The 20,809-nt window shown below is 55.0% G+C and carries 15 protein-coding genes and 1 pseudogene; 9 read left to right on the top strand and 7 right to left on the bottom strand.

Annotated elements, in window-relative coordinates; translation table 11 throughout:
- Positions 1 to 4: 4 nt before the first annotated feature.
- Positions 5 to 925, bottom strand: a complete 921-nt coding sequence (locus E1J53_RS21180) for an ABC transporter ATP-binding protein (RefSeq protein ID WP_134274374.1) — start codon at positions 923 to 925, stop codon at positions 5 to 7.
- Between the two features lie 134 nt (positions 926 to 1,059).
- On the opposite strand from E1J53_RS21180, the gene E1J53_RS21175 reads away from it, so the two are divergent.
- From E1J53_RS21175 to E1J53_RS24745, 3 genes and pseudogenes are all read left to right on the top strand, one after another.
- On the top strand, positions 1,060 to 2,010 hold the full coding sequence (locus E1J53_RS21175; protein WP_134274375.1) for a diacylglycerol kinase family protein: 951 nt from the start codon (positions 1,060 to 1,062) through the stop codon (positions 2,008 to 2,010).
- Positions 2,003 to 2,329: a DUF6122 family protein gene (locus E1J53_RS21170; RefSeq protein WP_134274376.1), complete on the top strand. Its 327-nt coding sequence runs from the start codon at positions 2,003 to 2,005 to the stop codon at positions 2,327 to 2,329. The genes E1J53_RS21175 and E1J53_RS21170 overlap by 8 nt, the downstream gene beginning before the upstream one ends.
- 371 nt (positions 2,330 to 2,700) lie before the next feature.
- A pseudogene (locus tag E1J53_RS24745) lies at positions 2,701 to 2,805 on the top strand (YgjP-like metallopeptidase domain-containing protein); the annotation flags it as partial.
- Positions 2,806 to 2,902: 97 nt separating this feature from the next.
- Here the strand turns inward: E1J53_RS24745 and E1J53_RS21160 are convergent.
- The 3 genes from E1J53_RS21160 to E1J53_RS21150 all read right to left on the bottom strand — a co-directional run bounded on the left by E1J53_RS21160 (position 2,903) and on the right by E1J53_RS21150 (position 7,913).
- Positions 2,903 to 3,529 (bottom strand): response regulator transcription factor, encoded by a 627-nt coding sequence (locus E1J53_RS21160; protein WP_134274377.1) that lies wholly within the window; start codon positions 3,527 to 3,529, stop codon positions 2,903 to 2,905.
- Positions 3,526 to 6,522 (bottom strand): histidine kinase, encoded by a 2,997-nt coding sequence (locus E1J53_RS21155; protein WP_173021590.1) that lies wholly within the window; start codon positions 6,520 to 6,522, stop codon positions 3,526 to 3,528. Before E1J53_RS21155 ends, E1J53_RS21160 begins: the two co-directional genes overlap by 4 nt.
- 68 nt (positions 6,523 to 6,590) lie before the next feature.
- Positions 6,591 to 7,913 carry a hypothetical protein gene (locus tag E1J53_RS21150; protein ID WP_134274379.1) on the bottom strand — a complete coding sequence of 441 codons (1,323 nt, stop codon included), beginning with the start codon at positions 7,911 to 7,913 and terminating at the stop codon, positions 6,591 to 6,593.
- Between the two features lie 310 nt (positions 7,914 to 8,223).
- Between E1J53_RS21150 and E1J53_RS21145 the strand changes: the two genes are divergently transcribed.
- The 5 genes from E1J53_RS21145 to E1J53_RS21125 all read left to right on the top strand — a co-directional run bounded on the left by E1J53_RS21145 (position 8,224) and on the right by E1J53_RS21125 (position 13,138).
- A complete protein-coding gene (locus E1J53_RS21145; RefSeq protein ID WP_134274380.1) occupies positions 8,224 to 8,934 on the top strand; it encodes a hypothetical protein in 711 nt (236 codons plus the stop codon).
- Positions 8,935 to 9,228: 294 nt separating this feature from the next.
- Positions 9,229 to 10,692: a hypothetical protein gene (locus tag E1J53_RS21140; RefSeq protein WP_134274381.1), complete on the top strand. Its 1,464-nt coding sequence runs from the start codon at positions 9,229 to 9,231 to the stop codon at positions 10,690 to 10,692.
- A 72-nt stretch (positions 10,693 to 10,764) separates the two neighbouring features.
- Positions 10,765 to 11,304 carry a hypothetical protein gene (locus E1J53_RS21135; RefSeq protein ID WP_134274382.1) on the top strand — a complete coding sequence of 180 codons (540 nt, stop codon included), beginning with the start codon at positions 10,765 to 10,767 and terminating at the stop codon, positions 11,302 to 11,304.
- A gap of 133 nt (positions 11,305 to 11,437) precedes the next feature.
- Positions 11,438 to 12,358 carry a hypothetical protein gene (locus E1J53_RS21130; protein WP_134274383.1) on the top strand — a complete coding sequence of 307 codons (921 nt, stop codon included), beginning with the start codon at positions 11,438 to 11,440 and terminating at the stop codon, positions 12,356 to 12,358.
- 3 nt (positions 12,359 to 12,361) lie between these two features.
- Positions 12,362 to 13,138 carry a hypothetical protein gene (locus tag E1J53_RS21125; RefSeq protein WP_134274384.1) on the top strand — a complete coding sequence of 259 codons (777 nt, stop codon included), beginning with the start codon at positions 12,362 to 12,364 and terminating at the stop codon, positions 13,136 to 13,138.
- Between the two features lie 170 nt (positions 13,139 to 13,308).
- Here the strand turns inward: E1J53_RS21125 and E1J53_RS21120 are convergent, their stop codons facing one another.
- From E1J53_RS21120 to E1J53_RS21110, 3 genes are all read right to left on the bottom strand, one after another.
- Complete coding sequence (locus E1J53_RS21120; protein ID WP_134274385.1) at positions 13,309 to 13,971, bottom strand: hypothetical protein; 663 nt, start codon at positions 13,969 to 13,971, stop codon at positions 13,309 to 13,311.
- Between the two features lie 79 nt (positions 13,972 to 14,050).
- Positions 14,051 to 16,171: a helix-hairpin-helix domain-containing protein gene (locus tag E1J53_RS21115; protein WP_134274386.1), complete on the bottom strand. Its 2,121-nt coding sequence runs from the start codon at positions 16,169 to 16,171 to the stop codon at positions 14,051 to 14,053.
- Between the two features lie 751 nt (positions 16,172 to 16,922).
- Positions 16,923 to 17,858 (bottom strand): NAD(P)-dependent oxidoreductase, encoded by a 936-nt coding sequence (locus E1J53_RS21110; protein ID WP_134274387.1) that lies wholly within the window; start codon positions 17,856 to 17,858, stop codon positions 16,923 to 16,925.
- A gap of 162 nt (positions 17,859 to 18,020) precedes the next feature.
- Here E1J53_RS21110 and E1J53_RS21105 point away from each other — a divergent pair, with 162 nt between their 5' ends.
- Positions 18,021 to 20,621: a TonB-dependent receptor gene (locus E1J53_RS21105; RefSeq protein WP_134274388.1), complete on the top strand. Its 2,601-nt coding sequence runs from the start codon at positions 18,021 to 18,023 to the stop codon at positions 20,619 to 20,621.
- Positions 20,622 to 20,809: the final 188 nt, after the last annotated feature.

Raw genomic sequence — 20,809 nt, 5'->3', positions numbered from 1 at the left:
GCCATCAGGTCGGGCTCAGGTCGGGTTGCACCTGGGCCACCTGTTTGATGAATACTTCGTTCAGGCTGGGCAGGAGCTCGCGGAACCCGATGATGTGGACGTCGTGATCGAGCAGGTACCGCAGCAGGTCGTTGGCTCGCTGGTCTTCCCGAAGCTGCAGGTCGATGGTGGACGGCGTGGCGTCCGTGGTGGCGTAGCGCTCCAGCAGGTCCGGCGGCAGCGGGCCGTCGTATTCCAGTCGGAAACGGTTGTCCTGAAACTGCCGGCGAATCTCGCTGACCTTACCCTCCAGAATTTTATTGCCGTGGTTGATCAGGACGATGTATTCGCAGAGCTCTTCCACCTGCTCCATGCGGTGGGTGCTGAAGATTATCCCCGTACCCGCTTCGTGCAGCCGCAGGATTTCCTTCCGCATCCGGGTGGTATTGACGGGGTCCAGGCCGCTGAAGGGCTCGTCGAGGATCAGCAGTCGGGGGCTATGCAGCACGGTAGCGATGAACTGCACCTGCTGCTGCATGCCCTTACTGAGTTCCTCGACTTTTTTGTCCCACTGGTCTTCCAGTTCGAATTTGGCCAGCCATTCGCGGGCCTTGGTCTCCGCATCGTTCTTCTCCATGCCCTTCAGGCGGGCAAGGTAGAGGAGTTGCTCCCCGACGTACATTTTCTTGTACAGCCCCCGTTCTTCGGGCAGGTATCCGATCTGGGTGGGGTGGTAGCCGCTGAGCGGTTCTCCGCGGAAATAAATCTGCCCGGAATCGGGTGCGGTGATCGTGGTGATCATCCGGATGAGGGTGGTCTTTCCGGCACCGTTCGGACCCAGCAGCCCGAGGATGGCGTCGGGCGGCATGGCAAAACTGACGTCGTTGGCGGCTACTTTCTCTCCGTAGACTTTGCGGACGGATTCCAGATTGATTAATGGGGGCATAGTGTTGGGTTGGCTTACTAAAGCGACGTTGTCGGTTGTCCTTAACCGAGACGGGAGGACAAAAATGGAAAATTCAGTGGATTTTCGCACCGACTTACGACGAATTCTCTCCGATACTCGACCTTTGGAAACCGATGAAGGACAATTTACCCTGGCATTTTCTGGTAAACCCCGCCGCGGCCCGGGGCCGCGCCCGGCGCTGGTGGGCCCTCCACCTGCCCCAAATCGAGCGGGCGCTTCCCGGCCTGAGCTGGGAGATGAGCTCCCCCGAAGTCAGCCTTACGGACCTGGCCGAGCGGGCCGTCCGTAGTGGTCGCCGGCGCATCGTGGGCGTGGGCGGAGACGGCACCCACCACGACATCCTCAACGGCCTGGTCGCCGCCGGACTACCCGAAGATCTGGTGTACCTGCCGCTGCCCACGGGGTCGGGCAACGACTGGGTGCGCACGCTGGGCGTGCCGCGGCGGCTCTCCGACTGGCTCGGTATGTTGTCCTCCGCGCGGACGATCCGCCACACGGTCGGGGTGCTGCATTACCGCAGCCAGGCCTTCGGCGGAGGGATGCCGCAGCAGCGCTACTTCCTCAACGTGGCCGGCATGGCCTACGACGCCGAGGTGGTGCGCCGGGCGGAGAAAAGCCAATTTAAACGCCGACTTCTCTATCCCGTCCTGACGCTGGCCTACCTCGGTGAATACCTCGCGCCCACCGTGAAGCTGGCCTGGGACGAGGGGCAGGCAACCTGCCCCGTCCACACGATCAACCTCGGCCTGGGGCGCTACTCCGGTGGCGGCATGTCCCTGGTGCCTCAGGCCGATCCCCAGCGGGGAGACTTCGCCCTGACCTACGCCCGCCGCCTGCCCATCTGGAAAATCCTGCTCCATTCCTGGCGCTTCTACACCACCACCATCGGCCGGGTGCCCGGCGTGACGACGACCACCACCCACGCCCTCACCGCCACCCCCACCGAGGGAAAGCTGGAGCTGGAGGCCGACGGAGAATGGCTGGGCTACGGTCCGGTGCGGGCGGAAGTATTTCCGCAGCGGCTCGCGGTGCTGGTTCCCCAGAAAAGTACGGACCATGATTGACCCGGACCTCCTGCGGCCCGTCGTTCACTACTCCCTCCATTTTCTGGCTCCGGGGCTGATCGCCTACACCTTTTTTCGTGACGACTGGAAGCGGGCCTGGCTACTCATGATCGCGACAATGCTCGTCGATCTGGATCACCTGCTGGCCACCCCTCTCTTCGACCCCGACCGCTGCAGCATCGGCTTTCACCCCCTGCACACCTCCTACGCCATGGTCGCCTACGCCCTCATGCTTTTTTACCGGCCGTTGCGCATCATTGGCGTCGGCCTGCTCTTCCATATGGTAACGGACGGGATTGATTGTTGGTGGATGGATTGAGGGAGTAGTGGGGGATGACTAATTTGCCATTCCATGAAATCTATGCTTAGCGCTTTGGGTAATGGTGTTCGCTCCGACAAAGAATCGACCAGCATTCCTGCTTTTTGGGGCAGAAACATTACCACCTATAATTATTGAAATTTACAGTATTTGCAATGAATTATGTCGTGTACTCATTTCCCGAGCATAAAAAGCCCGCGCTAACAAGCGCATCGGTGCGCTTGTAGCGCATTACTCTGATCGCCTCAGGGTCACGCTCCGCCAATTGAGAGTTGTTCAGATGAGCGGTATCTGGTGACCCTGTACGCCGAAGTGGTCCGTGTCCATCGAATAGCAGTTAATTTTAGGCGGCTCCCTTCGTATTCTGCTACGTTGTTATCCACGAACTGGCGCACCAACTACAGCTTAACCACTCGCAGGATATTTGGCGAATCGTGAAGATCCAGTTGTTAGATTACATCCGGGCCAAGTTTTGACTAGAGGAGGGGGATAAGAAATTCTGTGACGTACTGATCGTGGACGATTTGCAGGTAATTTGCCATTTACGGTATCCACAAGTTTACCTCTAAGCGCTCATTTATCTAAATAAATCCGCATCGCTTCCACCCGGTTATTAACGTGAAGCTTTTTGAAGATGGCGTACATATGAGACTTAACGGTATCCAGTGCAACGCCCATTTGAGCGGCGATTTCTTTATTGAGTAATCCCTGAGCGGCCAACGACAACACCTCGTTCTGCTTTTTGGTAAGTTGCTCCATTACTTTCTGTTTATGGGACGGCTGCCGAAAGCTGGAAAGCACTCTTTGAGCGATACGCCGACTCATTGGTGCTCCACCTGCAATCAATTCACGGAGGGAAGAGATTACACCTAAAATACCGTCCTGCTTGAGGATGTAACCGGAGGCTCCATACCGCAACGCATCAAAAAGCTTCTCGTTGTCGTCAAAGACGGTAAACACGAGAAACCTTAGGTTAGGGTTGGCCGCCATCATTTTAATCATTGCTTCGATTCCCTGTATTTCTCCGGCTAGCCCGAGATCGAGCAACACGACTTCGGTACCATCGTAGGGCACGACGCGTACAGCCGTTTCCCCGTAGGCGTAAGAGCCGACAACGGAAAAACCATCACTGGAGTGAATATTACTAACGATCTTCTTTACGATATCTTCTTGATCTTCAATGATGCTAACTTTGATCATGACTCCTGTTCAGATTTAGGATAATTAATGACAATTCTGGTTCCAGAAGGCGCAACATGCTCAATGCGTAGGTTTGCTCCGATTTCTTCGCACTTTCGCTGCATATTCCGCAGCCCGAATTTAACCCCACGATCGTCGCTATTTTGCTTGGTAGCCGCCATGCCAACGCCATCGTCCTGAATAGAAAGAGTGTAATCACCTGATCCGCGGGCCGTTAAACATAAAACCACTCCGCTAGCTCCCGCGTGCTTTATTATGTTGTTAAAACTTTCCTTCACCAACAATGTAAGGTTTCGTTTTTCTTTACTGGATAGTTCTCTGACCACAGGCGGCAAATTGACGACTCCTTTAAAGTCGATGGGTAAACCCGCGAAAGTTTCCCGCCCGATAAACTCGAACTGGTCATACAAATCCCGCAAGGAAGAACGACTGGCGTCCAGGGTGTAGATAATGTCCCGCACGTTCAGTATCGCGCCTCTGGCCAGTTCACCGATGCGCTGAATTTCCTGGCTCACTCCTTTCTTTTCAGTAGCGCTAAGGGCTAATGACTGCGCCAAAAACATGATGGAAGACAACTGCCCACCGAGGTCGTCATGTACCTCTTCGGCAATCCGGTCTCGCTCCAAGGCGAGATGTTCCTGCAGCTCCCGGCGGCGGACCTCACGCGCCAAGGCACGCCGAACGAGCATGTAATGGACTAAGTAAAGGACGCTGGAAAGCGTGAGCATCGTAAGTAGGATGAACCACCAGCGTAAGTAGAACGGTGGATCAATGACTAATTGATAGGTCGACTTTCCGACGGTAACCCCGTTATGGTTAATCGCCCCAACGGTCAGTGTATAGTGTCCCCAGCGGAGACCGGGAAGCCGCAAAGGAGCATCATTGCCCACCGTTTGGGAAAAGTCATAGTCACCGGTAAGCCGGACTTTTAACCGATAGGTCTCCCAAGGAGTCGCTCCTGAGGCCGTGCTTAGCCGAACCTGGACGTCGTTCTGATAATAGTCGAGATCAAGGCGATTATCTCTCTCCATTTGTATTTTCCTATCGGACTCCGCTCCGTTAATCCATAATTGACTGATGTACGGCCTCGCTGGCGTGTTATCTGGCTGTAACTCGGTGGGGTTCACCCGCAGTACACCATTAGAAGTAGTAAATAGCAGACTGCCGTCGATTTGCGCAATGACGGGAAAAGGCTCAAAGATTTCTCCGGCCGGGAGGCCGTCAAGTTCAGTATACCGCCTTGTTTGTCCGTCAAGGTGTGAGAACAGACCCGCTGAGGTGCCCAACCAGAGTATACCCTGCTGGTCTATGCTTAGTGCCCAAACCTGGAGTACGTCATCCCCATTATCACTCAGTTCGATACGGGCCAACCGGCCGTTTTGATAGCGCCACAGCCCGGTTGCCGAGCCCAGATAGTAGACCTCCCCTTCTGGATCAAAGACCAGGTCAAAGACCTCGACGCCTACGTGGATCGAATCCGTCAGCCGCAACTCTCCCTGAGTTAATTGACCAATGTAGAAGCCGGTACTCCGGGAGGCCACCGCTATGGTTCTTTCGTTCAGCCGCCGGAGGAAAGTATACTGCGCACCTTCGGGAAAGCCTAGCCCATGGTCGGACTGACGAATACGAACGGTATCGTTCTCAATCGTCATCCACCCTACCCTACCCTCCGTAACCGCTATAATTCTGTCTTCGCCGAAGTCGGCAATACCCCGGCCAAGACCTCGCGCAAAGTGGAAGGTACTAATTTTTTGTCGCGGTTTATTCAGAACGTAAAGGGCCTCATTCCCCATTTGGTAAATACGGCCCGACTGATCGGCGAAGAATTCTTTTTTGTCAGGCATTCCGATAGTACTGCGTATATCCGTGGGTTCAGTAGATGCAGATAAGTTCGTGTGAGTATCCTCTACAACTGGATCAAAAATCTCACCAACCTCCCGAAAAGTTCCATTTTGAGTTCGACAGGTATGCCCACCACCTCCCTCCGTGACGCAGTAATCGTACGGAAGCGACACCCAGGCATCTTTGAGAGGGCTTTCGGGCATTACTACATCGTAGCCTTCAGTAGAAGTTAGCCAATGCGAGCCTCCCGGCGCTAGCCAGGCAGCACCAAACTGTTTTCCATTTGGTGGGCGAAGTTGGACAACTTCACCAGCTACCGGATTGTAGGCTAAGTAGCCGTAATCGGGATAATATAAAATCAGTTTACGCCGCAGGCTATCATAGGTAAGGTGAGTTAGACTATGGTTAGGAAGACTGGGAGCAAGGACTTTGGCGATCCCGGACTGATCACTATTCCCGGTTCTATACCGGTACAATCCATAAGTGCCGCCGAGGTAAAATTCGCCCGATCCTGTCGCGACACCGTGGTAGAATCGGGTAGAATCAGGAACGGCTTTTACTGTCCACCTTTTATTTTTCCTAGAGATAAGGTCAATCCCCTTCCCATAGTTCCACGGCAGACCAATGAACAGTGGTTCACCGTTTGCACCGCTACCTGTAGCGAAAAAGTTACCGCGGGTAACCGGCCCTGGGCCGACGAACCGCTGACGGAGGAGATCAAAGCCGAGGAGTTGGTCCTTAGCCTTCAACCAAAGCGTATCCTTGTTATTGGAGAGGAGGATAGCACGGTAGCCTTCCCGAAAGACTCGGCTGTTTGCATGCGGTTTATTCTCCGTGTATTGATAAGTCCGAAATTCCTCTACTTCAGGATCATACCGATGCAGGGCCTCATAGGTAGTGAACCACAGGCCGCCGTCGGCGGCCGGGAAAAGGCTAGATTGTATGTTTTGAGAGTGGAGAATAGAATCCTGACTGGGATCTCGGATGACCAGTTGGCGGGTGGTGCGACCGTTGAAACGGAAGAGACCGTTGGAGCCAGCGATGTAGAGAAAGCCTCGTTCGTCAGAATAGGTAAAACTGGCATTCCTGATGTCTGGTAAATCAATCGAGTAAGAGTTCAGGCCTTGTGAAAGTACTGATTCAGAGGCCAAAACCACTAAAAGGGTAAATAGGCAGCACCATCTTGGTAATAAGCATTTCGCTGGTTTAGCCACAGTAATCATGGTCGTCCATCACGCATTTCCCATACCTCCGGGCATGGATGAGCTAGTACGAGAAGGGGGAGTTCCGTTTGATACACGGTTGACTCCGACATATGTGTTGGATCCGAAGGCTCATCATCCTGGGCCTGATTGGTGTCAAATCTGTAGAATGGTCCTGAATTCTCGCTATTCTGCGTTGCGTTTTGATACGGATTAATGCCTTCACGGTAAACTACCTCTGCCTTTAGTGTAAAGTCATACGCTTCCGGTCCGGGACGCACACCGTCATTTAGGCCAATTCGTTCAACTTGTGCCAACCCTCCTGCCGTTTGACCAAGACAAATTTTCGCACCTGTAAAAACAACGTCAGCTACCCGACCGATTTGTGCAATTAGCGGATGACGTTGATTAATCATTGACATCTTACCGTGTAACAACGAGAAGTTGAATTCAGAGAAAAAGGCAAAATCAAAGGACCGTTTTCCTGATTTCCAGTATTGCAATCGGGTACGACCCTCACCAGGTATTGGCAGATCAATTAGTTTGGCATAAATCTCTCGATAGACTTGGTCATTTTCGTCAAACTGCATGAAAACATTAGAATCATCAAGTAAACTAGGATCGATTTTCCGAAGCCTATTCATCAATTCTTCTTCGGTATCCCCCGGAAACTGCTTGCCTTTTACAGTCGTATAACCAGCCGGACTAAAACACACCCAATCAGTTCCATACGCCCCTGGATTGTCTTTATCGAAGGCACTTCCGTCGACATTGAACTCACTTATTAACTGGACTTCTGACCGGATGTAAGTATTATTTGAATTACCCAGTGGAATTTCATACTCTACGTCTTTATTGAATGAGATAACCTGCGTAATAATCACTCGATTGATGGTATGCTGCTCGGATGGCTCAAACCAGACTTTAAAGCCTATTCTTTGGATGTCCGTGAAGTCATCCTTTTGCAGATAAATCGGGTTATTTCCGTCATAGCGCAGTACAATTGAAGGTACAGTAATTTGGTCTTCAATCTTTGCCTCCCATAGTGGAATCTTCTTTGGAGCCAGTAAAGCTTCAGTCGTCGGGTCTTTTCTACCCTGCATTGTAGAATCTACCGATGGATAAGCAAATAAATTACTAAGTATATTGCCGAATCCTTTGACAAAAAAGCCAGTATAGTCTTCAACTATTGCGGTAGTATCCGATGTATCATCCGGCCTACCATGCACGTCAGGATCAACTTCTACCTCAGGACCAAGTACAATATCCTCCCTTTTCTGCTTTATGAAAATTGTGTCAATTAACCGCCCAAAAAATCCCCGTTGTTTTTCAATACTCATAATAAATGTGTTTTAGGTTATTCGATATCACCGATGAGCGTAAATCCGCTAATGAAGCCCATTCTCCGGTAGTTGTTCCGGTACAAAGATCAGCCCCACATCCTCGCACTAACATAGCACTTTAGTGGTAGAGAACACACCGCACCCCTGAAAAACCAGGTTTAAACAAACGTATTTAAGCGGCCCCACCCTATTTCTCCTACTAAAGTGCTATTTCTCATCCTGCCCCCTACCCGGAACTTTGCATCATCCCCTCACCGGAACCGCGCCCAAGCTCCTCTGCCCAACCGTGGTTCACAACCCACGGAAGATGCTCTACCCAAGGTATTTATACTTAATCCGCCTGAGCGTGTACGCCTGCCTGCTGCTGTTTACAGCGATGCTCAGCGCGCAAACGCGACCAGGCAAAATTCCCGGAACGGTTCGTTCTCAACCCCTCCCCCAGGCCACGAGGCCGGGTGAGTTAGCACGACCGACTCCGCCGGCAGAGCGCACCGGCTGCTGCCTCCCCACCACCACCGCCCGCAACCGCGAAGCGCTCTTCCTGGAACCCACCGGTTCCATCAGCGCAGATTACCGGCTTACCGTAGATGTCTCGGGCGAATTCGCCAACATCCTAAGGGCTTATATTAATTACATCAGTAGTATTTCTCCCTGCGCCAACCGCTTCGTTACCATGTGGACCCTGACGAACCTTTCTACTAACGAAGAAAGCAGGCAGTGGATATTCGTTGATAAGGGCAATCCTCATATGCATAACAATCCCCACGTTTTCAACCTCCCCGTTAAGGTCAATACGCCGTACCGGATGCACGTCTACACCTACTTCGAGCCCAAAGGTTGCGACATTGGTCGGTGCATTGACGATACCAGCCTAATCGATTTTTCCATCCTTGTCTCTCCGAACGCCCGCCAGGTCGCTCCCATCCTCGTCCTCAGCGATGCCGGTCGGGAAATCAGCCGCCGGCCGCTCGGAAACGGTAAAACGAAACTCTTCCCCAACAACCGCCGCCAGAACTAAACCCTCCACCCACAAAGCTTCATCATGAAATTCTCGTTCCAATTCACCTCCGCCTGCCTGCGGTGGCCCCTCCTCCTTTTGTCAGGACTGATCTTTTTGGGCGGCTCGCCGCTGCTGCAAGCCCAGGTGCCTGGAGATCCACAACTTACAAAAAAGAACCTACTGCTCCGTCAGCAACTAAAAAATGCGCCTCCGGTAAAAAGTGCAACGCTTTGCCCTCCTCTACCAGATCCAACTGGCTGTACAAACGGTGACTTCGAATCCGGTACACTAAACGCCTCATTCATCACCGGCATGTATGGAAAAAAAGAATCCTCCTCACTGAGCTACACGGGAGTTCAGTGCGCCATCTCCGGAGGCAACGGCCTCCAGTCCACCGCTCATCACACGATCGTCAGTGCAGCTGCACCCGACCACCTCGGCGTTCCGATCCCGGTAGTGCCACCTGGTTCCGGTGGAAACTTTGCGCTTCGCCTCGGCAATAGCGCAGATGGATCTGGTACGGAAATGATCACCAAAACGATCAATGTCACTGCCGATAATGCGTACTACACCTTTGATTACGCCGTAGTGCTAGAAGACCCCGGAGCTGATCACGCGGATCCCTTCAGGCCGACCTTCCGCGTTCGGGTTTACAATCGGGTAACCGGTCGGTACATTCCCAACCTCGTCAGTATGGGGCCAAACGGCCAGGACTTCGTCGTACCCAATTCTAGCTCGTTTTTCTCTACCTATACGAGCCCCGATCGTAGTCACCAGCCAATTATGTACAGTCAGTGGCAATGTGCTACCATCGACCTGTCAAGCCTGATCGGGCAGCGGGTTTCTATCGAATTTATCAACGAAGACTGTGCTTGGGGTGCCCACTTTGCCTACACCTACCTCGATAATCTGTGCGGTGGATGCCAGCTGCCCAACTTCCCAAAGATCAGCCTCAACGAAAAGGCTTCCGGAGAATGCGGAACCGGTGATTGGTGCTTCAGTTACTCCGCACCCGCTAACATCAGGACCTCGGTCCAGTTAAGCGTCAAAAGCACCACCGGCCAGGTACTACTCAGTAAGCAGAGCTCTCTGAGCAACGGCGGCAACGGACAAGCTTGCTTTTCGCTGACTTTCGACGAGTATAACGCACTACTACAGGCGGGGCACCAAACCGTTAACATCGTAGCGACCGGAAACTTCTCCGAGAACGGCATTAAGCTTCCCACCCAGTTTGCCGGCCTGAACAACTTCCCGCTAAAGTGCCCGGACTATGACATCGCCCCCTGTTGCGCGCCGATTTCCAACACCCTACTTGCCGAGTTATTCACTTACCAGAGTACCGGCAGCATCTCCGCCCCCTACCGGATGGAGTATACTCCGACTACCTTCTTCAACCAGGCGATGCAAAGCTTTTTTCAGTACCAAAAGGCACTCCATCCGACCCTTCAACGCATTGAATATCACTACCTGTTGCAGCAGGTGAACGGAAGTGCAGCACCAACGCCACTGGGCGGAGCCATCGTCAAGGTAAGCCCTGGGATAAATCAGCCAGCTTTTTTCCCTCAGAACCTCAGCGTAAATCAGTGGTACGAAATCACCGTAAACGCTTTTCCTAAAGGTGCCAGGTGGGGTCTACCCGACCGTTGCCGCGAAGCCAAGTTCCGTTTCCGCGTACAGGTCAGTACGAACGCTCGTAACGCCGTCCCCACTCTCGAAGTAAATACCGGACAAAAGACTTTTCGTAAGCCTCTCCTTCCTACTTCCAGCAGCCGGTAAGCGACCGCCCATCATTTCTCCCCTGGGCGGGTAGCAACCTGCCTGCTGCCCGCCTGGATAAAACAATACTCCATGAAATCGATTCTCCTCACCATTTTGCTAGTCGCAATGACGCTTACGCTAGCTGCTCAGCGTCCCGAGGTTCTCCGCCAGCCAGGGCGACAGTTGGCAAAGAGCCTGATTTTGGTACAACTTAATGATGATATCCGGCCAGTCGCCGTCTGCGCAAGCAAAGAAGGTAAATGGACGAGCGTCCAGGAGACTTGTGCTCCTTGTACCTACGCCTGCATCATTGCCATAATTAACAAGCCCTTCCCCGATCCAGCCAGCGCGCGAAGTCAAAAAAGGGCCATTGGCATTCCGTCCCGTCCAAATACTGCCCTATCTCAAAAAGAGTACAACAATACAATCCTCTTACCCGACGAGGCCATACAGACCATCGTTGATCAAAGCAGGAATAAAATCAAACAGGCTTGCCTCTACATCTGCAACAGCGGCACGGATGTAATCGCCTCAACCGATCCTACTGACTGCGTTGGCCGACTCCTTATCGACGTAGTAGAGTACTCCATTAAGCAACTAACTACTACCCGACCCGAAGGATACCGCTAACAAAGACCTTGTTCGCTCACTAGCCCCTCGCACCGCACCTGCGGCCGCGCCGGATAAATAACCACATTCTATAAATAAAAAACCAAACAGCGACAAGCTTCGTCGCCTAAACCATTCATCAATCCCATCAGTCATGAGCCAAAACGCCATTGACGTCGCCTCCCGTTTCGGTGACATTCCCTTCAAAGACTTCACCGTCGGCCTCGTCACCGAGGTCTTCGACGCCCTCGTCGAATCCCACATGCTTCAGGTAGAAGAATACGCCGACCTCGTTCAGCGGACCTCACAGGACCTCTCCGTCTATATCAACAACACCAAAGACGGGGTGTCCTTTTCGGACGTGACGGACTTCGTCCTCGCCTATGAATTACCAGAACCCCCGACCGACACGCTCGAAAACCTGCTTAAGCAACTAGAGAGTCCAACCGCCACTAAGCCCGATATTGATAAAGATGAAGCTAGCGGAACAGCGGATCCCGATGTAAACGGAAACTCCACTCCGGGTTCCTGGTGGGGCGCACTAATCACCTCCCTGGCACCGGCAATAAATAACCTCGTCGATAAGATCGAAGACCCCAACAAGGTCAATGGTCTTCAGGCCATTCAGGACTACAACCAGGCAGTCCTTGATGGAGCAGATACCATCGCTGATAAAATCCCCACCTATCAGGCTATCCAGTCCGCGATCGCCAGCCTGATCACCTCCAACAAGTACGGTATTCTGCAGAGTGTCATCAAGCAGGGCATGATGCGCCTCGTCGTCACCGAAGGAGAGATCGAGACCCGCATTACTTTCTCTACCTGGAATAACTCCAGCAGCGGTAGCTCGACCAGTTCTTCGCTCAAGAACAAAGTAAAAACCAAAGAAAAGGAGCGTTTCGGCCGGGGGCTACCCATCTGGTTCTACAAAAAGAACAAACGCAAAAACGTCACCCGCCGCGTTACCGTCAACACCGCCAAATCCTACCAGCGAGACTCCAGCGGGACCTCCGTCAACATTTTTGGACGGTGCCTGATCCGCTTCAAGTCCGACTACGCGCCCCTCAACGGTTAAGCCATGGAATACGAAAAAGTCAGCCTGGGCTTCGCCGAATTCACCGCCAAACTGATCGAAGAGTCCTTCGAAGCCATCCTTTCTTCTCAGCAGTATCAAATCGAGCGCTACCTCCGTCTGACCGAAAGCCTCGATGCCGACGAGCCAATCAGTGGCTTGGTTAAAGAAGAAGAGGTGGACGAGGAAATTCGGTCTCGCTTCGGCAGTCTTTTATCCCGTGGCATGGTCCTCTCCAACGAAGAGAGCGATCGGTTGGCCGGCTTACCCGAGCCGGTCAACCTCCCGGGGGGAGAAAGGATAAACGCTGAAGGAGAAGCCGCCATCCGCGCCATCATCACTGACCTCGTCTACGAGCGTAAAACGGAAGTCCTACGGACTATGATCAATCAGTCTGCCCTCGCCCGGATTCACGTTACCGAAGGTGAACTAGAAACCAAGCTAGAGCTATCCAATTTGATTCCTCGCCAGGAAGAACCTCCCGTAACTAAAAAGACAGCCTCCCGCAAAGCCCAACGTAAAGTGGACCTCGGTACGGTTGAGCAGGTCCAACCGGGATTTTCCATGAGCGATCCCCGCGTGACCAAAGTCAACCTCAAACGCATCAAAGATCCCGATACCGGGGCAGAGATCGTCGTCGTAGACCGCAACAAACTCTTGGAAGCCAGTCGCAAGACCGCTGTTGCCTCGGTACCAGACTTACGACTCATCGCTAAACCTGCTACCAACTCCTCTTCCTCTAGCATATTGGCTACGCTGAAGATCAAATTCAAAACGGTATGAACGAAAGTGATATTCTATTGGAAATGGTTGTATTGCAGTCTTTAATTTCCCATTGGACTACTTTAGCTCCTTGGCGAATCACGGTAGAGGTCATAATGCCAACGGGTGCTGTTTATCAATTTCATTTGTAAGGACCATCAGTTTCACTTTCCAATTTGCTGAGACGACAGCTACCTTGGCTTTTCGTATCGAAGTGAGTAAGTTGCCCTTTTAGTCTCTCTGTGTAGAGATCCTACTCCTGGAGTAGCTGTGATGGAAAAGATGATATTGTGGGGCATGAGCAACTGGTTTCCGGGAGTTAAAATGCAGGGGATAGCTTCTTTTTTGATCCAGGTACCTGATGACTTTAACCGCATATATTCACCAATGTAGCCCATCAAAGGGTCATAAATCTCCTTTAAGCGTGCGTCATCCCAAAAAAGATCAGGGTCTAGTGTTTCATCGATCTCTTTAAAACTCGCAAGGCTGAAGGTTAATTTTTTAGAAGGAATCCTAGTGATTGACGAGAGCGAAGGGACAGCGTTTTTTACTAAAAGTGAAAAATCATCCTCAATACTGTGATAAAACTTCCACTGATCGTGAGAAGATTGGATACCTCGCTTTAGGTTATGGGATATTTTTCTTCGAAAATCATTGGAAGCAATCAAGTGCTCCTCCGCCACAATAGCTCCTTTCCCCGTGATTTGATTAACTTCAATGAACTCTCCAGCGGTACTTCTATAAATAGTGTATTTGGTGAAACGTTCATCAAAGTTGATACGATCGGTCCACTGGGTATCTACTTTTGAATTATTGAGGATAGACTCAAGCTCTTTTTTTCTCAATTTTTTCATCTAGGCAGGAATTTGAAAAAGTATCATCCTCTCCTCTTGCGTATTTACCCAGCAACCAGCAACACCCCAACCAGCAACCCTAAAACCGCCACACCGCCTGCGCGCCCACTTCCGTGCGCCGGCTCTGGTCGGTGGCCTCCAGGCCCGTACCGAAGAGGTTACCGTCGGTGTAGGTCGTCTGGGCGATGCGGCCCTCGAGCGTCAGGCCGCGGATACCCTTGTAGCGGAGGACCAGGAAGCTGCGCGTTCCGCGGTTGTAGTAGGGCAGTACGCGGGCGTTGTACAGCAGGCCGTTTTCGTACTGGTAGAACCGGACGTTGAAACCGTCCGTGTCGATCAGGGCCACCCGGGCGCTGAAGCTCCACGGTCCGCGTGGACGGTAGTGGAGGTCCTGGTAGAGCATCAGGCCACGCTCCCGGCCGTTGAGTTCGTCTTCGGTGAAGCCGGCGTCCAGGCGGCTACGCCACTCCAGGAAGGGATTGATCTTGTAGGCGAAGTGGAGTCGCCCCTGGAAACGCGTCCGGTCCACGACGGGGTCCAGGTTGGTGAAGATGGTTTCGTCGCCGTCGGTGCCGAAGCCCTTGGTTTCCGAACGGATTTCCACGTAGGTTTCCAGTTTGCGTTTCTCCCAGTAGGTGACCCGCAGCCGGTATTCCCGACCGGAGCTCGGCGCGTCGATGTTGAAGCGCAGGAAGGGGTGACGGAAGATGTCGTAGTAGGCATTGATACGCCAGTTTTTTCCCGGCCGGGCTTCGAGGCCGAGGTAGAGGCCCTCCTCGTTTCTGCCCCCGGCGGTTTCGGCGAAGGGACGGGCCAGCAGCGCCTGGTAATCGGGGTCAAACTTCCGGTAGACCACGGCAAGGTCCATGAAACGATCCAGGCCGACGAGGGCGCCGTGGAGCTGGGCGATGCCCCCGTTGTCGCTGGCGGCCACTTCCCCGAAGAAACTGAAATTGCGAATTCGGTAGCGGTAGTCGATGCTGAGGTTTTGCAGGTCCGTGCCCCGGAAGAAAAAGCGGTTATAGGGCTGGTCGCGGGGCTGGAGGGGCTGGCTCAGGTTCTCCCCGAGGAAGTTGAGGTTGAGCTGCAGGCGACTGTTAGGCTGAAAGCGCAGGTTACCGCCGTAGCTGGTCTGCTGGATCGAGTTGCGGTCCTCCAGCTCGTTGGGCGTCCGGTTGAAGCCGGTGAAGTTGAGGGAGGACACGGCGAGCAGGTCGGCGTCAATGTCCAGGGTGTCGGTGGGTTGCACGATATTGGCCGTCCGCCCGCGGCGGCTCCCGAAGAGGGTGAGCTCCGTCTTTTCGCCCAGCGCCAGGGTCGCGGCACCGCCGCGCATGAAGCTGAATTCGTTCACGCTGGCGTAGGGACGAATGACCGGTCCGCCGCGCACCACGGTGGTGGTCTGGCTGCTCTTTCCGTAGCCGAAACCAGTGTACAGGATGAGCCCCTGCCCCAGGCTGACGCTGTAGTCGCCGATGGCCACGGCCTTCACCGTGCGGTTGACGTTGCGGAGGAAGAAATGGGCGCTGTAGTAATCGAAGCCACGATTGCGGGTGCCGTTATTCTCCCCGAAAAAGGTCTCCCCGGGGTCCTTTTCGGCCACGACCCCGAAGCTCATCTGGTTGCCGTAGCGCTGGCGGAACTTCACGTAGAGCCGGTCCGGACTGCCGAGGTAAAAATTGGTGGCCTCCTCCGGTCCCAGTTCGTATCCGCGGGCGCTTTCCAGCCGGCGGTCCCAACGGACAAACAGTTCCCGGTTGCCCTCGGCGATCATGCGGGTCAGGGGGGTGGTGGCGTCGTCCAGGGTGCCGTCAATCTGCACGAAGGGCACCGCCCGGCGGATGGCCTCCAGGTCCAGGCTGGGGATGGTCTGAAGTTCGTAGATACTGATGAACTTGCCCAGCCGCTCCCGGTAATCCAGCAGCTGGTTGATCTGCACGGGGGTGAACAGCAGCGTTTCGGCCAGCTCGTCGTAGGTCGCCTTGTTGAGGTCCAGCGGCCGACGCCGGTAGGTTTCCAGCACCGCAAAGGCGGCGTTGAAGGTGAACTCGTCGCTTTCGTCCCCCTCCCCGGCGATGACGTCCTCGATGATGGTTTCCTGCACGTCCAGTCCGTCCGTGAGGGTCGTATCCACCTGGGCGCATAGGAAGCCCGGGAGCAGAAAGAAAAAGCAGGGGAGAAAGCGAAGGAAGAGGCGCATAAACGCAGGTGCAGAGTGAGCGGGTAAAGCAGTGTGGTAAAGGTAATTTTTTCTCGGCGGATGCCAAGCCCCCCTCGGCCGACGAGTTAGTTCCTGCGTCACGCCCCGTTGGGCGAGTTCACGTGCATTCCCTGGTGTTGCATCTTCCGGTCCATCTGGCCGGGCCAGCCCGGAAGGCGACCACACCCATTGCCCGCAGTAGCCGAACCAAGCCACTCCGTTAGCGACGGCTTCAGCCGTTGCCCCCGAACCTGCCGGATGAATCCGGCGCTACCGGATCATCGATGATTATCGGCAAAGCCGTTTACACCTTATTTCCGTCTAAGCCTCACTTGGCCGGGCCAGTCCGAAAGGCGACCACATCCATTGCCCGCAGTAGCTGAACCAAGCCACTCCGGTAGCGACGGCTTCAGCCGTTGCCCCCGAACCTGCCGGATGAATCCGGCGCTACCGGATCATCGATGATTATCGGCAAAGCCGTTTACACCTTATTTCCGCCTAAGCCTCACTTGGCCGGGCCAGTCCGAAAGGCGACCACACCCATTGCCCGCAGTAGCCGAACCAAGCCACTCCGTTAGCGATGGCTTCAGCCGCTGCCCCCCGAACCTGCCGGATGAATCCGGCGCTACCGGATCATCAATGATTATCGGCAAAGCCGTTAAGACCTTATCCATGCCTAAGCCCTACTCGGCCGCCGCCTGCTGAGGACCCAAAATCGCTCTTCCTCCTATTCCTGGGAACCTCCACCTCCCTAAGTCCAACCCTTCTCAATGTTGGCCCGCACCCCCGCGAGCAATTCCATGCGCGCCTCCACGCTGGCCCAGCCCATGTGCGGCGTGAGCAACAGGCGGTGGCGTTCCCGGACGTTGAAGTAGGGATGGTTTTCGGGGATGGGCTCCCGGGAGAAGACGTCCACGGCCGCCCCGGCAATCTGGCCCTCGTTGAGGGCCCGGACGAGGTCCGCCTCCTTGACGACCCCTCCCCGGGCCACGTTGATGAGGTAGGCCCAGTCCTGCATTTTTTCCAGGGCCGCGTAGTCGATGAGGTTCTCCGTCCGCTCGTTGAGCGGACAGTGGACGGAGACCACCGCGCTGGTCCGCAACAACTCCTCCAGCGACATCTGGGGGTAGGGCTGGTCGTGGTTCCGGCCGGAGGAGGAGTAGTACACCACCTGGGCGCCGTAGGCGGTGGCCAGTTCGGCCACCCGTCGCCCGATGCTGCCCATCCCGATGATGCCGTACTGGGCGCCCTTCAACTCGTAGAAGGGTTGCCGCCAGTAGGCGAAGGAGTGATGGCGGGAATAGGTGCCGTCGTAGACCGCTTCGTTGAGGTGAATCAGGTCCATGGACATGGTAAACAGCATCGTCAGGGTCAGCTGCGCCACGGCCTCGGTGCTGTATCCGCTGACGTTACGTACGGGAATGCCGCGGTTGGCCGCGGCCGACAGGCTGATGTTGTTCATGCCTGTGGCGGCCACGCAGATCAGCTTCAACTGGGGCAGTTGGGCCAGCTCCGCTTCCCGCAGCACCACTTTGTTGACCACGGCCACGTCTGCTTCCCGCAAGCGGGGCACGACCTCCTCCGGGGTGGTGTTTTCGTAGCTGATGAATTCCCCGAGGGCGGAAAACTTGGCCAGTTCATCGGGTAGGTCGGCCACGGTAGCCGCATCAAGGAAAACAATCTGCATGGACGAGTGCTGTTTTGGGGTTGCCCAAGATACTGGTTATTGGCCCACTATCCCGCAGGGGTGGTCGTCCGCTCAAGCAAGGAAGCGCAGTATTTCCCGAAATAGCGTAAAAAAGTGATCGGGATAGCCAACAAATGCCCCCCTCCCGTAGCTTTGTACTATATGCGTTTTTCTTCTCTGCTCATTTTGCTTTTCACCCTCTTCCTTGGCACCTGCGTCCTCGCCCAGGAAGCAGAAATTCACGGACAAATCACCAACGAGGAGGGCGAACCTCTGATTGGGGCTACGGTCCGCGTGGTGGGCTCGGTGGTCGGAGCCGCCACGAATTACGACGGCCGCTATAAAATCGACGTTCCCCCGGGAAGAATTCGGCTCCTGTTCTCCTACATTGGCTACGGAAACGTCGATACCCTGCTGCGGGTCACGCCCGAGGAGCGGGAAATTGAAATCGACGTGGTCATGCGGGAGGTCTTTACCGAAACGGGAGAAGTGATCGTATTTGGTCGGCGCGCCAACGGGCAAACGGAGGCCCTGCGCAACCAGCAATCAGCCCTGAGTGACCGGACCATCATTCACGCCGACCTCTTCAACAAATATCCCGACGTGACGCTGTCCGAAACCGTGCAACGCATGCCGGGCGTAACGATCACCCGAAACAATGGCGTGGGGGAACAGGTGCAGGTCCGTGGACTCCCCGAGCAGTTCACGGCCATTTCCATGAACGGGCAACGCCTACCCGTCATCCAGCCCGAAGCCGACCGGGCGGGCAACCTGGACATCATTCAGAGTAACCTCGTGGAGGAAGTGCGGGTGATCAAGTCCCGGACGACGGACCTCGACGCCGACGCCATCGGCGGTACGGTGGACTTCATTTTCCGCCAGCCCCAGGACAAGTTCGAGGTGATGGCCCAGGCCGGACTCGGCCAGAACTTTGGCTTCAGTGACTTTCCGGATGCGGCAACCGGCATCACCCAACTGGCGGGTGTCTTCAACTCGGAGCTGAGCGACGAAAAGGTCTACGCCCTGGCGGCGGGCAGCTACTTCCGGCAGGGGCGCGGCAACCGCACCCAGTTTTTCGGCTATGGCACCAACGATACGGAAGGCACCGATATCAACCGTACTTCCCCCTTCGATACGGACCGGCTGACCAAAAGGACGGGCTTCGTCGGAGCCGTGGAACTGCGGCCCAGTATCTACAACCGACTGCGTCTGAGTTACAACCACAGCGCCACCGACGAGGTGATCCGGCAGCGGCAGCTTTTCGCTTACCGCACCTTCGCGGGCAATACCCTGGTGACCGAATGGGAGGAAGACCGCCGACTGGACATCATTACGCTGGACGTGGAAAATAATTTTCCGAGCACCCGCCTGGATTACACCCTTAGTTACGCCACCAACTCCGAGGACATCATTGACCATAACCGGAGCTGGCACGGTTTCAGTAACGATGACCTTAGCCAGGAACAGCTCCGGACCGCCACCCCCTACACCGCTTTCGGAGACGGTCCTCAATCGCAGTATCGCCGCGCCAGTTTCGATAGCCGACTCGACGAAAGAGTGGCCGTCGGTGGGGTGAACCTGACCCGCTACGTCAGCCCGAGTAAGACGAGCTTCGTCCGGGCGGGCGCCCGGTTGCGGATCAAAGAGCGGACCCACGGGCAGATTAATCTTAATCAGTTTGACACGTTCGGAGAGGAAATCCCCATCGGCACCTACTTTGAGCTGCCGGAGGAGCCCTACTTCTCTTCGCCGGTCCCGCTGGACGATGATTCTCTGGCCTACGAGGCCGACGAACGAATTTCGGCCTTTTATGGCATGTACGTCGCCAACTGGTCGTCCAAAATCACCACGTCCGTTGGCCTCCGCTACGAGTCTACCGCCCTGGGGTACCGCAACCCCGATTTTTTCCAGGGTACGGTGGATTCTATGGACTCGAACTACAACAACTTTTTTCCCGACGTCAACCTGACCTACCGCATCCGGCAGGACCGGCAGATTCGCTTTAGCTACTACGAGGCCATTGCCCGTCCGGCCTACGCCAGCCTGGTGCCCCGGAGTATCCGGGGGGGCGACGTGGACATGATCAGCATTGGCAACCCCGATCTGCTGCCCACCCTGAGTAGTAACCTCGGTATCACCTTCGAGCGCTACGGTCGCCGCGACGGACTGTTTGAGGTCGGGATTTACGCGAAGTTCCTGGACCGGCCGACGCTGGTGGAGGCCACCCGCTCCGGCAGTGGCACCCATCCACTCTTGCTGCTGCAGCCCATCAACGTGGAGTCGGCCCGCCTCTTTGGGGTGGAACTGGGTTTCTACCAGAATCTGGGTTTTCTGGACGCTAAGTGGCGCTTCCTGAGCGTGAACGGGACCTACAACTTCAACGTGCTGGACGAGAACGACCGCGATCAGCTGTCTACGGCCTTCACCCTGGCCGGGGCTCCCCGGCAGTCGGCCAACGTCAGCCTGGTGTACGCCAACCCCAACACCCGGCTGAACGTGGTGCTGGCGGCCAATTTCCGCGACCGGGTCCTGGACCGCATCCAGGACGGCCGGCCGATTTACCGCAACGCCCTCTTCCAGCTCGACCTGGCCATGGACTACGAGGTAATCAAAAACGTCTCCCTCTACCTCCGGGGTAACAACCTCACGGATCACGCCTACGAAGAGTGGATTGAACAGCCCAACGACGATAACGCCCTCCTCCGCAGCCGCACCAACTTCGGTAGTTGGGGAGTGGTTGGTGTCCGGTTCCGACCGGAGTAACCGGGAAGTGTACGGGCACTTCTGCGCGCATTGGCCTGACGCAGTCGGCTGATTTCTTTTGGGGGTGCCATTCAGCCAGTATAAATAGGTGACCCGGAAGCACACTCAAAGGTACTGCGTACGCTTCGAGGTGCGGGGATGTTTGGGGTGCTGCGAGGAACTACGAGTAGCTAAATCCTTAGTCCTAA

The sequence above is a fragment of the Lewinella sp. W8 genome (assembly GCF_004375085.3).
Classification (GTDB): Bacteria; Bacteroidota; Bacteroidia; order Chitinophagales; family Saprospiraceae; genus Neolewinella.
Note: the sequence above shows the minus strand (reverse complement) of the source record. Positions and strands in the feature narration are given on the sequence as shown.

What these genes read in the sequence shown, in the direction of transcription:
- E1J53_RS21135 (WP_134274382.1), top strand. Translation starts at nt 10,765, where the DNA reads ATGAAATCGATTCTCCTCACCATTTTGCTAGTCGCAATGACGCTTACG.
- E1J53_RS21105 (WP_134274388.1), top strand. Translation starts at nt 18,021, where the DNA reads ATGCGTTTTTCTTCTCTGCTCATTTTGCTTTTCACCCTCTTCCTTGGC.
- E1J53_RS21180 (WP_134274374.1), bottom strand. Translation starts at nt 925, where the DNA reads ATGCCCCCATTAATCAATCTGGAATCCGTCCGCAAAGTCTACGGAGAG.
- E1J53_RS21120 (WP_134274385.1), bottom strand. Translation starts at nt 13,971, where the DNA reads ATGAAAAAATTGAGAAAAAAAGAGCTTGAGTCTATCCTCAATAATTCA.
- E1J53_RS21110 (WP_134274387.1), bottom strand. Translation starts at nt 17,858, where the DNA reads ATGCAGATTGTTTTCCTTGATGCGGCTACCGTGGCCGACCTACCCGAT.
- E1J53_RS21145 (WP_134274380.1), top strand. Translation starts at nt 8,224, where the DNA reads ATGCTCTACCCAAGGTATTTATACTTAATCCGCCTGAGCGTGTACGCC.
- E1J53_RS21130 (WP_134274383.1), top strand. Translation starts at nt 11,438, where the DNA reads ATGAGCCAAAACGCCATTGACGTCGCCTCCCGTTTCGGTGACATTCCC.
- E1J53_RS21175 (WP_134274375.1), top strand. Translation starts at nt 1,060, where the DNA reads ATGAAGGACAATTTACCCTGGCATTTTCTGGTAAACCCCGCCGCGGCC.
- E1J53_RS21140 (WP_134274381.1), top strand. Translation starts at nt 9,229, where the DNA reads ATGTATGGAAAAAAAGAATCCTCCTCACTGAGCTACACGGGAGTTCAG.
- E1J53_RS21150 (WP_134274379.1), bottom strand. Translation starts at nt 7,913, where the DNA reads ATGAGTATTGAAAAACAACGGGGATTTTTTGGGCGGTTAATTGACACA.
- E1J53_RS21115 (WP_134274386.1), bottom strand. Translation starts at nt 16,171, where the DNA reads ATGCGCCTCTTCCTTCGCTTTCTCCCCTGCTTTTTCTTTCTGCTCCCG.
- E1J53_RS21160 (WP_134274377.1), bottom strand. Translation starts at nt 3,529, where the DNA reads ATGATCAAAGTTAGCATCATTGAAGATCAAGAAGATATCGTAAAGAAG.
- E1J53_RS21170 (WP_134274376.1), top strand. Translation starts at nt 2,003, where the DNA reads ATGATTGACCCGGACCTCCTGCGGCCCGTCGTTCACTACTCCCTCCAT.
- E1J53_RS21125 (WP_134274384.1), top strand. Translation starts at nt 12,362, where the DNA reads ATGGAATACGAAAAAGTCAGCCTGGGCTTCGCCGAATTCACCGCCAAA.